8 protein-coding genes are annotated in these 13,261 nt (G+C 72.9%); 4 read left to right on the top strand and 4 right to left on the bottom strand.

Annotated features, from left to right (window positions below; translation table 11 throughout):
* Positions 1–63: 63 nt before the first annotated feature.
* Entirely contained in the window at positions 64–2,148 is a 2,085-nt protein-coding gene (locus AC2RP6_RS28495) for an ADP-ribosylglycohydrolase family protein (RefSeq protein ID WP_486448764.1), read from the bottom strand.
* Complete coding sequence (locus AC2RP6_RS28500; RefSeq protein ID WP_486448765.1) at positions 2,145–3,140, bottom strand: ADP-ribosylglycohydrolase family protein; 996 nt, start codon at positions 3,138–3,140, stop codon at positions 2,145–2,147. The genes AC2RP6_RS28495 and AC2RP6_RS28500 overlap by 4 nt, the downstream gene beginning before the upstream one ends.
* A 261-nt stretch (positions 3,141–3,401) precedes the next feature.
* Here AC2RP6_RS28500 and AC2RP6_RS28505 point away from each other — a divergent pair, with 261 nt between their 5' ends.
* The 3 genes from AC2RP6_RS28505 to AC2RP6_RS28515 all read left to right on the top strand — a co-directional run bounded on the left by AC2RP6_RS28505 (position 3,402) and on the right by AC2RP6_RS28515 (position 10,486).
* A complete protein-coding gene (locus tag AC2RP6_RS28505; RefSeq protein WP_486448766.1) occupies positions 3,402–4,133 on the top strand; it encodes a VIT1/CCC1 transporter family protein in 732 nt (243 codons plus the stop codon).
* 361 nt (positions 4,134–4,494) lie between these two features.
* The gene (gltB, locus tag AC2RP6_RS28510) at positions 4,495–9,033 is read left to right on the top strand and encodes a glutamate synthase large subunit (RefSeq protein WP_486450478.1); all 4,539 of its coding nucleotides are present in this window, start codon (positions 4,495–4,497) and stop codon (positions 9,031–9,033) included.
* Positions 9,026–10,486 (top strand): glutamate synthase subunit beta, encoded by a 1,461-nt coding sequence (locus tag AC2RP6_RS28515; protein ID WP_486448767.1) that lies wholly within the window; start codon positions 9,026–9,028, stop codon positions 10,484–10,486. Before gltB ends, AC2RP6_RS28515 begins: the two co-directional genes overlap by 8 nt.
* A gap of 881 nt (positions 10,487–11,367) precedes the next feature.
* On the opposite strand, the gene AC2RP6_RS28520 is transcribed toward AC2RP6_RS28515, so the two are convergent.
* Together AC2RP6_RS28520 and AC2RP6_RS28525 are read right to left on the bottom strand one after the other, a co-directional pair.
* A complete protein-coding gene (locus tag AC2RP6_RS28520; RefSeq protein WP_486448768.1) occupies positions 11,368–12,150 on the bottom strand; it encodes a GntR family transcriptional regulator in 783 nt (260 codons plus the stop codon).
* On the bottom strand, positions 12,147–12,689 hold the full coding sequence (locus tag AC2RP6_RS28525) for a GntR family transcriptional regulator (protein WP_486448769.1): 543 nt from the start codon (positions 12,687–12,689) through the stop codon (positions 12,147–12,149). The genes AC2RP6_RS28520 and AC2RP6_RS28525 overlap by 4 nt, the downstream gene beginning before the upstream one ends.
* 145 nt (positions 12,690–12,834) lie before the next feature.
* Between AC2RP6_RS28525 and AC2RP6_RS28530 the strand changes: the two genes are divergently transcribed.
* Positions 12,835–13,224: an ATP-binding protein gene (locus AC2RP6_RS28530; RefSeq protein ID WP_486448770.1), complete on the top strand. Its 390-nt coding sequence runs from the start codon at positions 12,835–12,837 to the stop codon at positions 13,222–13,224.
* Positions 13,225–13,261 lie beyond the last annotated feature (37 nt).

Raw genomic sequence — 13,261 nt, forward strand, 5'->3', positions numbered from 1 at the left:
GACGTGCCGGCGCAGGCGTGGCGACACGTCCTGAGCGGCGCCGCCGGGCTGGAAGCCGCCGCATCACGCGTGCGGTGACCGCTCCGGCGGGGCGGTCCTGGGCGATGTGAGTTCGGTGCCGGCGAGGAGCGCGGCGAGTTGCACGAGGTCGGTGCCGGCGAGGCGGGGGAGCGCGCAGCCGGACAGGGTGCGGCAGGCCTCGCGCCATGCGGCGGGAATCGAGTCGCCGCCGCCGATGGCGCCGGTGAGCGCGCCGGCGAGGGCGGGGGCGGAGTCCGCGACACGGGACAGGCAGGCGGCGGCCGGTACCGCCTCGGTGGCCCGGCCGCGGGCGGCGGTCGCGAGGGCGAGGGCCACGGGGACGGTCTCGGCGGCGGCGATGCCGTAGCTGTAGACGTGGTCCACGATCTCGTGTTCAAGGATCGGGACGATGGCGAAGGCGCCGGCGCAGGCCCCGTCCTCCGTGTGGGCGCGGGCCAGGCGGACGGCGTGGCGGGCGTTGCGGCCGATCTCGGTGGCGGCGGGGAGCCGGGCGAGGGCGGCGTCCACGGCGGCGTCGACGTCGGCGGTGGTGAGGGCGGTGGCGACGGCAGCGGCCATGGCGCGGGCGCCGTGCACGCCGTCGCCGTCCTGGGTGTAGCGGGCGTCGAACTCGGCGAGGTCGGCGGCGGCCGCGGCGTCGCCGGGGTGGACGACGGCGAGCACGCAGGCGCGGACGCAGGCGGCGTCGTCGAAGTAGTGCGGGTTGTCGTGGCCGGTGGCGGGCGGGCGCAGGCCGGCGGCGAGGTTGCCGAGGCCGGCGCGTACGGAGATCCGGGCGCGCAGGGGCAGGACGGCGGACTCGACCTCGGGTGCGCGTTCCGCCGCGGCGGCGACCTCGGACGCGAGGGCGTTCCAGGCGAGGTCGATGGCGGCGCGCATGCGGCGGGAGCGGGACAGGTCGCTGAGGAGGACGCCGGCGGCGGTGAGTACGGATTCGGCCACGAACGCCGCCCACTCGGCGTCGTCGGACGGGCCGAGGCGCAGCGGCTCCGGGGGCTGGTTGAGGGCGATGGGGACGGGGAGGGTGGTGGTGGCGTTCTGCTCGGCGAAGGTGTCGAGCTCGCGGGTGAGGCGGCGGGTCCACTCGGGCATCCGGCTGGCGCGGTGGCGGGCCGCGGGCCACCCGGCCGCGTCACCGGCGGCGAGCCCGAGCAGGAGGCCCTCGATGGGACGCCGGTCGGGGGCCGGGCCCCGTGCCGGGAATCCGGCCGGGAGCCCGGCCGCGCGGGTCGCGCTGCGGTGCGCGGGTGCGGGGGCCCGGTGGTGCCCCGCCCCGGCCCTCCCCGGAACCAGGAGCACGCCCCGGGGCCCCGGCCCGGCCGGGGCACCGCGCTCCACGAGCCCGGTGGGGGACACGGCGGCCGGCCCGGCGCCCGGCTCCGCCGCGCCCGCGGGCAGCCCGGCCGGCCGGACCCCTGCCCCGGGGCCGGCCGCCGAGATGACCACGGGTGGACAGGTGGGGCCCGCCCCGCCGACCGCGTCCGTCGGCCCGGGGTCCGGTACCGCGGGTACGGCCGGCAACGACGCATGTGGTTGCGGGGCGGCGGCAGCGTGACGGAGGGCGGCCGGGCCTGCGGGGTCCGGGTCCGCCACCGGCCCGCCCGCCGGCGTCCGGGCCCTCCGGCTCGTGTCCTCGTCGGCCGGTTCGGGGTGCGGCCGTGCCACCGGTGTGAAGGCCGGTACCGGCCCGGGCGTGACCTCCGTCGTCCGGGGCGCCCCGGGGCCGAGGACGGGGGGACCCGCCGGGTCGGTCGGCGGTGGCGCGTACGAGGGCGGTGGCGCGTACGAGGGCGCGAGGGCGGCCCGGTCCGCCGGGGCGCCCAGCCCCGGGGCTGCCGTCGCCCCGGGGCAGGCGCCGGTCGCGGGGACCGCCGTCGCGTCGGCCTCCGCGGACCGCGCGCTGTGCTGGGGCCCCCGGACCGGCGCAGAGGCGGGACTGCTGCGGGCCGGGTCCGCGGGGGGCGCCGGGTGCGCCGGCACGGGCCTCGGCAGAGCGTTCGCCCCCGGACCCCGCCCGTCCGCCGGTGCCAGGTGGGTCAGGGACTCCGGTGGCCGGGCCGGGGCGACGTCGGGCGGGGTGGGCTCGTTCAGGGGGGTCGCGGTCATCGGGCGGCCTCGTATTCGGGGGTGAGGAGGTCCGCGATGTCCAGGACGTGGTAGCCCCGCATCGACGGCAGGCAGCTGCCGCGTACCGGGCCGATCGCGGAGCCCCAGGCGGCGGGGATCGCCGTCGCGCCCGACATCGCGCCGGCCAGGGCGCCCGCCACCGCGGCGGTGGTGTCGGCGTCGCGCCCCATGTTCACGGCGGTCAGGACGGAGGCGGCGAAGTCGCCGCCGGAGGCGGCGAACGCGCCGAAGGCCAGGCCCACCGCCTCCGGCGCCAGGTCCGTCCACGGGTAGCCGCCGATGACGACCGCCGAGCGCACCGCCCGTTCCCCGCGCGGGGCGGCGGTGACCGCCCGGCGCAGGGAGCGAGCCGTCCAGGAGTCCGACGGGATCACCGAGAGGGCGGCGGAGACGACGGACGCCGGGCTGCCGCCCGCCATGGCCGCCGCCACGCCCGCCGCGACCGCCTGGCCGCCGTAGATGCCCTCGCCGTCGTGGCTGACCGTGCCGTCGATGGCGACCAGCCGTGCCGCCTCGGCGGGCCGGCCCGCGGCGAACACCCCGAACGGCGCGGCCCGCATGGCCAGTCCGTCCGACCACGCGTGCCGGTGCTGGGCCGAGATGGGCGCCGCCAGGCCGCGGCGGAGGTTCTCCAGCGTGCCGCGCTCCGAGAACCCCGCACCGCGGAACGGGCCTTCGTCGAGGTCGGCGATCCAGTGGTGCCACGCCCGCTCGACGTGGGAGACGGTGAGCGCCGAGCCGTGGCGCGCCAGGAGCAGCCCCGAGAAGATCGCGTACTCGGTGTCGTCCGTGCCCGCCGGGTCCTCCGTCACGAAGCCCTCGATGCGGCCCCATGTGGCCCGGATCTGCGACGGCTTCATGTTCTCCGCGGGGGCGCCGAGCGCGTCGCCCACCGCGAGTCCCAGAAGAGCGCCCCGGGCCCGTTCGAGGAGGACCTGCGGATCGCATGCAATCTGCCTCACCGGCTCCATTGGCGCGCCTCTCCCACGTGGATGGGGCCCATCATGAGCCCTTGGGGGATTTGTGCCATGTCATCCGGTTTGTCGCGCGCCGCGAAACACCCCGGGAACACCGGCGTCACCCGGTCGCCGACCCGCAAAACCGCAGGTAAGTACGGCCTTCCTTGCTGGCGGGCCGCGAAAATCGTGCGTAGTTTCGAGGTGTTCAGGGGGGAGCGGGACGTGTCACGGCGTCCGTTCGCACCAATGGGGAGAAAAGGGGAGACAACACGCATGTCCATCATCGACATCGAAGCACCGCTGCACACCGCCCACCGCGACAACCACACCCACCGCGACGTCAACGGCGGATGGCTGCGGCCGGCCGTCTTCGGCGCGATGGACGGGCTCGTCTCCAACCTCGCCCTCATGACCGGCGTGGCCGGCGGAGCCGTCGCCCCGCAGACCGTCGTGATCACCGGCCTCGCCGGTCTCGCCGCCGGGGCCTTCTCGATGGCCGCCGGTGAATACACCTCCGTCGCCTCGCAGCGCGAGCTGGTCCTCGCCGAACTCGACATCGAACGGCAGCAGCTGCGCAAGCACCCCGTCGACGAGATGGAGGAGCTCGCCGAGCTCTACGTCTCCCGCGGCGTCGAGCCGGCGCTCGCCCGCGAGGTCGCCGTGCAGCTCTCCCGCGACCCCGAGCAGGCCCTGGAGATCCACGCCCGCGAGGAACTCGGCATCGACCCCGACGACCTGCCGTCGCCGCTGGTCGCCGCCGTCTCGTCCTTCGGCTCCTTCGCGCTGGGCGCGCTGCTCCCCGTACTGCCCTACCTGCTCGGCGCCACGGCCCTGTGGCCCGCGGTGCTGCTCGCCCTGGCCGGTCTCTTCGCCTGCGGTGCGGTCGTCGCCCGGGTCACCGCCCGGTCGTGGTGGTACAGCGGCCTGCGCCAGCTGCTGCTCGGCGGCGCGGCGGCCGGTGTGACGTACGTCCTGGGAACCTGGATCGGCGGAGCCATAGGCTGACCGGCCCGGGAGTGAGACACTATGCAGTACGCAACATAAGTAGTCCGTTACCCGGCGGTTTCGATCCCGTGTCCGCCGGGCATCACTCCAGGACTCCGGGCGGGCAACGATGCCCGCCCTGTGCCAGGACCTCCGCCCCCGTGCCGCGGAAGTCCCCTCTTTCTGCCTCGCGCAGTGTCCGCATGCTGGAATGGCATATCCGCTTCTCGGGATAGTCGTCATCATGTAATCTGCACGAAATTTCTCGCAGAGGGCCAACGTCGTCCCTCGGCTATGCACATATGCCACGACGACGACGGGAGAGCCGATGCGTTCCGCATCCACGCACTCCGCGACCGGCCTGAACACCGCCTGGTCGCCCATGGACGGTCGCCCCGCCCAGCAGGGCATGTACGACCCGCGCAACGAGAAGGACGCCTGCGGCGTCGGATTCGTGGCGAACCTCACCGGCGAGGCCACCCACACCCTCGTTGAGCAGGCCCTGACCGTTCTGCGGAACCTCGAGCACCGTGGCGCCACCGGCTCCGAGCCGGACTCCGGCGACGGCGCGGGAATCCTGTCCCAGGTGCCGGACGCCTTCCTGCGCGAGGTCGCCGGATTCGAGCTCCCCGAGGCCGGCGCGTACGCCGTCGGCATCGCCTTCCTCCCCGCCGACGGCACCGCACAGGCCGTCGCCGCGGAGCAGATCGAGGCCATCGCCGCCGAGGAGAACCTCACGGTCCTCGGCTGGCGCGAGGTCCCGGTCACCCCCGACCTGCTCGGCAACGGCGCCCGCGCCACCATGCCCGCCTTCCGCCAGCTCTTCGTGAGCAACGGGACGACCGGCATCGAGCTGGACCGCAAGGCGTTCGTGCTGCGCAAGCGCGCCGAGCGCGAGGCCGGCGTGTACTTCCCGTCGCTCTCCGCCCGCACCATCGTCTACAAGGGCATGCTGACCACCGGCCAGCTGGAGCCCTTCTTCCCCGACCTCTCCGACCGCCGCTTCGCCTCGGCGCTCGCCCTGGTCCACTCCCGGTTCTCCACGAACACCTTCCCGTCGTGGCCGCTCGCCCACCCGTACCGCTTCGTCGCCCACAACGGCGAGATCAACACGGTCAAGGGCAACCGCAACTGGATGAAGGCCCGCGAGTCCCAGCTCGCGTCCACCGCCTTCGGCGAGGGCGCGCTCGACCGCATCTTCCCCATCTGCACCCCGGACGCCTCCGACTCGGCCTCCTTCGACGAGGTCCTGGAGCTGCTCCACCTCGGCGGCCGGTCGCTGCCGCACAGCGTGCTCATGATGATCCCGGAGGCCTGGGAGAACCACGCCTCCATGGACCCGGCCCGCCGCGCCTTCTACCAGTACCACTCCACGATGATGGAGCCCTGGGACGGCCCCGCCTGCGTCACCTTCACCGACGGCACCCAGGTCGGCGCGGTCCTCGACCGCAACGGCCTGCGCCCCGGCCGCTACTGGGTCACCGACGACGGCCTCGTCGTCCTCGGCTCCGAGGTCGGCGTCCTCGACATCGACCCGGCCAAGGTCGTCCGCAAGGGCCGCCTCCAGCCCGGCAAGATGTTCCTCGTCGACACCGCCCAGAAGCGGATCGTCGAGGACGACGAGATCAAGAACGAGCTCGCCACCGCCGCCCCTTACGCCGAATGGCTGGAGACCGGCGAGATCGAGCTGACGGACCTGCCCGAGCGCGAGCACATCGTGCACACGCACGCCTCGGTCACCCGCCGCCAGCAGACCTTCGGCTACACCGAGGAAGAGCTGCGCGTCATCCTCGCGCCGATGGCCCGTACCGCCGGCGAGCCGCTCGGCTCCATGGGCACGGACTCCCCGATCGCGGCCCTGTCCGAGCGCCCCCGGCTGCTCTTCGACTACTTCACCCAGCTCTTCGCGCAGGTCACCAACCCGCCGCTGGACGCCATCCGCGAGGAACTCGTCACCTCGCTGCTGTCCTCGATCGGCCCGCAGTCCAACCTGCTGGAGCCGACCGCCGCGTCCTGCCGCAGCGTCACCCTGCCCTTCCCGGTGATCGACAACGACGAGCTGGCCAAGCTCATCCACATCAACGCCGACGGCGACATGCCCGGCATGAAGGCCGCCACCCTTTCCGGCCTCTACCGGGTCTCCGGCGGCGGCGAGGCCCTCGCCGCCCGGATCGAGCAGATCCGCGCCGAGGCCGACGCGGCCATCGCCAACGGCGCCCGCCTCATCGTCCTCTCCGACCGGCACTCCGACGCCGAGCACGCGCCGATCCCGTCGCTGCTCCTCACCGCCGCCGTGCACCACCACCTCATCGCCACCAAGCAGCGCACCCAGGTGGGCCTGCTCGTCGAGGCCGGTGACGTCCGCGAGGTGCACCACGTCGCCCTGCTCATCGGCTACGGCGCCGCCGCGGTCAACCCGTACCTCGCCATGGAGTCCGTCGAGGACCTGCTGCGCGCCGGTACCTTCCTGTCCGGCCTGGAGCCGGAGCAGGCCATCAAGAACCTGATCTACGCGCTCGGCAAGGGCGTCCTGAAGGTCATGTCCAAGATGGGCATCTCCACCGTCGCCTCCTACCGCGGCGCCCAGGTCTTCGAGGCCGTCGGCCTCAACGACGAGTTCGTCGAGACCTACTTCAACGGCACCGCCACCAAGATCGGCGGCGCCGGCCTGGACGTCATCGCCAAGGAGGTGGCCGCCCGCCACGCCAAGGCGTACCCGGCCTCCGGCGTCGCCGCCACGCACCGCGCGCTGGAGATCGGCGGCGAGTACCAGTGGCGCCGCGAGGGCGAGCCGCACCTGTTCGACCCGGAGACGGTCTTCCGCCTCCAGCACGCCACCCGCAACCGCCGGTACGACATCTTCCGGCAGTACACGGACCGCGTGAACGAGCAGTCCGAGCGCCTCATGACGCTCCGCGGCCTCTTCGGCTTCAAGTCCGACCGTCCGTCGATCCCGATCGACGAGGTCGAGCCGGTCTCCGAGATCGTCAAGCGCTTCTCCACCGGCGCCATGTCGTACGGCTCCATCTCCAAGGAGGCGCACGAGACCCTCGCCATCGCCATGAACCAGCTGGGCGCCAAGTCCAACACCGGTGAGGGCGGCGAGGACCCGGACCGCCTGTACGACCCGGCGCGCCGCTCCTCCATCAAGCAGGTCGCCTCCGGCCGCTTCGGTGTCACGAGCGAGTACCTGGTCAACGCGGACGACATCCAGATCAAGATGGCGCAGGGCGCCAAGCCCGGCGAGGGCGGCCAGCTGCCCGGCCACAAGGTCTACCCCTGGGTCGCCAAGACCCGGCACTCCACCCCGGGCGTCGGCCTGATCTCACCGCCGCCGCACCACGACATCTACTCCATCGAGGACCTGGCCCAGCTGATCCACGACCTCAAGAACGCCAACCCGGTCGCCCGCATCCACGTGAAGCTGGTCTCCGAGGTCGGCGTCGGCACGGTCGCGGCCGGCGTGTCCAAGGCCCACGCGGACGTCGTCCTGATCTCCGGCCACGACGGCGGTACGGGCGCCTCCCCGCTCACCTCGCTCAAGCACGCGGGCGGCCCCTGGGAACTCGGCCTCGCCGAGACCCAGCAGACCCTGCTGCTCAACGGGCTGCGCGACCGCATCGTCGTCCAGACCGACGGCCAGCTCAAGACCGGCCGCGACGTGGTCATCGCCGCGCTGCTCGGCGCCGAGGAGTTCGGTTTCGCGACCGCGCCGCTCGTCGTCTCCGGCTGCGTCATGATGCGCGTCTGCCACCTGGACACCTGCCCGGTCGGCATCGCCACGCAGAACCCGGTCCTGCGGGACCGCTTCTCCGGCAAGCCCGAGTTCGTCGTTAACTTCTTCGAGTTCATCGCGGAGGAGGTCCGCGAGCTCCTCGCCGAGCTGGGCTTCCGCACGATCGAGGAGGCCGTCGGCCACGCCGAGCTCCTCGACACCACCCAGGCCGTCACGCACTGGAAGGCGCAGGGTCTCGACCTGGAGCCGCTCTTCCACGTGCCTGAGCTGCCCGAGGGCGCGGTCCGCCACGCCCTGATCGAGCAGGACCACGGTCTGGAGAAGGCCCTCGACAACGAGCTGATCGAGCTCGCGGCCGACGCGCTGAACGCCGAGTCCGCCGAAACCGCCCAGCCGGTCCGCGCCCAGGTCGCCATCCGGAACATCAACCGGACCGTCGGCACGATGCTCGGCCACCACGTCACCAAGAAGTTCGGCGGTGCGGGCCTGCCCGACAACACCATCGACCTGACCTTCACGGGCTCGGCCGGCCAGTCCTTCGGCGCCTTCGTCCCGAAGGGCATCACCCTCCGCCTGGAGGGCGACGCCAACGACTACGTCGGCAAGGGCCTCTCCGGGGGCCGCATCGTGGTCCGCCCGGACCGCGGCGCCGACCACCTCGCCGAGTACTCCACCATCGCCGGCAACACCATCGGCTACGGGGCCACCGGCGGCGAGATGTTCCTGCGCGGCCGCACCGGCGAGCGCTTCTGCGTCCGCAACTCCGGCGCCCTGGTCGTCTCGGAGGGCGTGGGCGACCACGGCTGCGAGTACATGACCGGCGGCACGGCGGTCGTCCTCGGCGAGACGGGCCGCAACTTCGCGGCCGGCATGTCGGGCGGCGTCGCCTACGTCGTCGACCTGGACCCGCACAACGTCAACGTCGGCAACGCGGGCGCCGTCGAGGCCCTGTCCGACACCGACAAGCAGTGGCTGCACGATGTGGTGCGCCGCCACGAGGAGGAGACCGGCTCGACCGTGGCCGCGAAGCTCCTGGCTGACTGGTCCGTCGCGGTGGACCGCTTCAGCAAGATCATCCCCACCACGTACAAGGCAGTGCTCGCCGCCAAGGACGCCGCTCGGCTCGCCGGACTCTCGGAATCCGAGACCACGGAGAAGATGATGGAGGCGGCGACCCATGGCTGACCCGAAGGGCTTCCTCACCACCACGCGCGAGACCGCCTGTTCCCGTCCGGTCGCCGACCGGCTGAAGGACTGGAACGAGGTCTACGTCCCGGGCTCGCTGCTGCCGATCATCAGCAAGCAGGCCGGCCGCTGCATGGACTGCGGCATCCCGTTCTGCCACAACGGCTGCCCGCTCGGGAACCTGATCCCCGAGTGGAACGACTACGCCTACCGCGACGACTGGGCGGCGGCGTCGGAGCGGCTGCACGCGACGAACAACTTCCCGGAGTTCACGGGCCGCCTGTGCCCGGCCCCGTGCGAATCGGCGTGCGTGCTCGGCATCAACCAGCCGGCCGTCACCATCAAGAACGTCGAGGTCTCGATCATCGACAAGGCGTGGGACAACGGGGACGTCACCCCGCAGGCCCCCGAGCGCCTGTCGGGCAAGACCGTCGCCGTGATCGGCTCGGGCCCGGCCGGCCTGGCCGCCGCCCAGCAGCTGACCCGGGCCGGCCACACCGTGGTCGTCTACGAGCGCGCGGACCGCATCGGCGGCCTGCTCCGCTACGGCATCCCCGAGTTCAAGATGGAGAAGGTGCACATCAACCGCCGCATCGAGCAGATGCGCGCGGAAGGCACCAAGTTCCGCACCGGCATCGAGGTCGGCCGTGACATCACGGCGACGGATCTGCGCAAGCGGTTCGACGCGGTGGTCGTCGCGGCGGGTGCCACCGTCTCCCGCGACCTGCCCGTCCCGGGCCGCGAGCTGGGCGGCATCCACTTCGCCATGGAGTACCTGCCGCTCGCGAACAAGGTCCAGGAGGGCGACTTCCTGGCCCCGCCCATCACCGCCGAGGGCAAGCACGTCGTCGTCATCGGCGGCGGCGACACCGGCGCGGACTGCGTGGGCACCGCCCACCGCCAGGGCGCTGCCTCGGTCACGCAGCTGGAGATCATGCCGAAGCCGGGCGAGGAGCGGAACGCCAACCAGCCGTGGCCGACGTTCCCGATGCTCTACAAGGTCACCTCGGCCCACGAGGAGGGCGGCGAGCGGGTCTACTCCGTCTCCACCACCCACTTCGAGGGTGACGAGGACGGCAACGTCAAGGCCCTGCACCTGGTCGAGGTCGAGTTCGTCGACGGCAAGCTCGTCCAGAAGCCCGGCACCGAGCGCGTCCTCCCCGCGCAGCTGGTGACCCTGGCGATGGGCTTCACGGGCACCGACCAGGCGAACGGCCTGGTCCAGCAGTTCGGCGTGGACCTGGACGCCCGCGGCAACATCGACCGCGACGCCTCCTACGCGACCAACGTCGACGGCGTCTTCGTCGCCGGCGACGCGGGCCGCGGCCAGTCGCTGATCGTCTGGGCCATCGCGGAGGGCCGCTCGGCCGCCCGCGGCGTCGACCGCTTCCTGACCGGCAGCAGCACCCTCCCGTACCCGGTCAAGCCGACGGACCGCTCCCTGACGGTGTAGCCCGGAAGCGCCCCCGTCTCGCGAAGGGCGGGACCCCTCATACGGTCCGTACAACGGCGTACGGAACACCCGGCACAGCACCCGCCACGACTCCTTCCGGACGCCGTGCTCGCACCGCTCGGCCGTGGGCGGCCTCCCGGGCTTCGCCCGGCTGCGCCGGCCTCCGACCGGCGGTGCGGGTGCGGGTCACCGGAAGCGCCCCCGCCTCGCGAGGGGCGGGACCCCTCATACGGTCCGTACAAGGGCGTACGGAACACCCGGCACAGCGCCCGCCACGACTCCTTCCGGACGCCGTGCTCGCACCGCTCGGCCGTGGGCGGCCTCCCGGGCTTCGCCCGGCTGCGCCGGCCTCCGACCGGCGGTGCGGGTGCGGGTCACCGGAAGCGCCCCCGCCTCGCGAAGGGCGGGACCCCTCATACGGTCCGTACAAGGGCGTACGGAACACCCGGCACAGCGCCCGCCACGACTCCTTCTGGACGCCGTGCTCGCACCGCTCGGCCGTGGGCGGCCTCCCGGGCTTCGCCCGGCTGCGCCGGCCTCCGACCGGCGGTGCGACGCCGGGGCCCCCGCAAGCGCCCCCGTCTCGCGAAGGGCGGGACCCCTCATACGGTCCGTACAAGGGCGTACGGAACACCCGGCACAGCGCCCGCCACGACTCCTTCCGGACGCCGTGCTCGCACCGCTCGGCCGTGGGCGGCCTCCCGGGCTTCGCCCGGCTGCGCCGGCCTCCGACCGGCGGTGCGACGCCGGGGCCCCCGGAAGCGCCCCCGCCTCGCGAAGGGCGGGACCCCTCATACGGTCCGTACAACGGCGTACGGAACACCCGGCACAGCGCCCGCCACGTCCCCGACCAGGGGTGGCGGGCGCTGTGACGTGTTCGGTCAGGCTCCAGGGGTGAACTCGTACCGCAGCTCGTAGAGGTGGCCGGCCTTGACCATGACGGTGACCTCGACCGGTCGATCATCGTCGCCGTACACGGTGCGGAGGGTGCGCAGGACCGGCAGCTCACCGGGGAGCCGCAGGGCCCTGTACTGCTCCTGCGTCGCCACGCGCGCGGAGATCCGGTCCACGCTGTGGCGCGGCGGGAATCCCAGGGAGGTCAGCAGGGTCGGTGTACCGCCTCGGATCCGGCGAGGCTCGGCAAGAGCCGTGGAGCGCGCGATGTCCAGGGGGTAGTACGAGGTGACCAGCTCGGCCGGTTCACCCTCGATGCTGATCAGCTGGCGGCGGCGCACGGCCGACTCGCCGCTCGGCAGACCGAGGGCCTCGGCCACGTCACCGGCGACCGGCACCTCCTCCACGGACAGCAGGACACTGCGTGCGGACGACCGCGAGTTCGTGGCGCCGGTCAGCCAGGGGTACGGCTCCCCGGCGGCCGCCGTGGTGAGGGATTCGGCCGGGCGGACGGTTCGCTGCCGGTTCTCCCGGACGGTCACCGCGGCTCCGGCCCGCCCGACGGCGAGTCCCTCGTCCTTCAGCAGGTGCACGGCTTTCTGGATCGTGGCATTGGAGGCATTGAACCGGTCCTTGAGCTGCGTGGTCGAGGGCAGCTTCGCACCCGCCGCCAGCTCGCCGCTCAGGATCTCCTCGCGGAGATCGGCGGCGATCCGGACATGGAGCGGTCGCGGGTCGAAATCATCGGCTTCGTGGCTGGGCAAGGTCATCCGATCCTGATCTCGTACCGAACCTGATGGCGTCCGGCGGGCATGACCATGATGTCCGCCTGAATGGCCCGGTCCGCCGAGTCGTAGGTGGTGCGAGCGAGTTGCAGAACCGGTTCAGCCGGCGCGAGGCGGAGTCCTGCGCGCTCCTCGTCGCTGGGCATCCGCGCCGTCACGTTCTCGACGACGCGCACGCCGATGTGCCCCAGGGCGGCCAAGAGGGTGACGGCGCCTCCACGGATCTTCGCCGTGCCGGCGAGAGCGGTTCCGACGGCGATGTCCGGGGGATAGTAGGTGTCGGTCAACTCGGTCGGCTCGTGGTCGATTTCAATGATCCTGCGGCGTACCACGACGGTGCTTCCGGCGGCCAGGCCGAGCATGGCGGCGACGGCGGCCGGAGCGGGTGTGTCGCCGGCGTGCAGGATGCGCTGACCGCCTCGACGCCCGGCGCTCGAGGCCTCGTCCGTCCAGGCGTCCGGCGCGCCGGGCGGGCGCGCGGTCAGGTACGGCATCGACGTACTCGTCCACTCGTTGCCGCTCATGGTGCCTCCCAGGCCTGAAGTCCGTTCCGTCGCCTCCACGTTATGCGACGGCGCCGCGTGCACCCACCCTGAAAACCTTGCTGCTTTTCGCGAACAGCGATACGTTCTGTGTTGCCTTGGAAGCACAAAGTGAGGTGGTAGGTCCGTGTCTTCGTTTCGAGAGCAGCGATTCCCCCGGGCTCGCGTTTCGGCGCGTGCGGTCCGGCAGTTCGTCGGTGACACGCTTGCCGGCTGGGGCGTGTCCCAGAGGTGGGACGACATGCGCCTCTGCGCCTCGGAGCTGGCGGCGAACGCCGTACTGCACGGCGCCCTGCCCGGGCGTGAGTTCTCGGTGCGGCTGACACGGGAGGGAGGACGGGTGTGGATCGAGGTGCGTGACAGCGGCCCGGGTCACCCGCTGCCGGGTCGGCCCGGCTGCTCGTCGGAAAGGGGACGCGGTCTCTTGATGGTCGCCGCGCTCGCCGACGAGTTCGAGGTGCGCCCAGAGGTGGTGGGCAAGACGGTCAGGGCCGGCTTCGAGCTGGTGCGCGCCTGACGCAGGGTGCCGCAGCGCCCGCAGGGTACGGCGGGCG

This window comes from Streptomyces sp. WAC03905 (assembly GCF_057371075.1).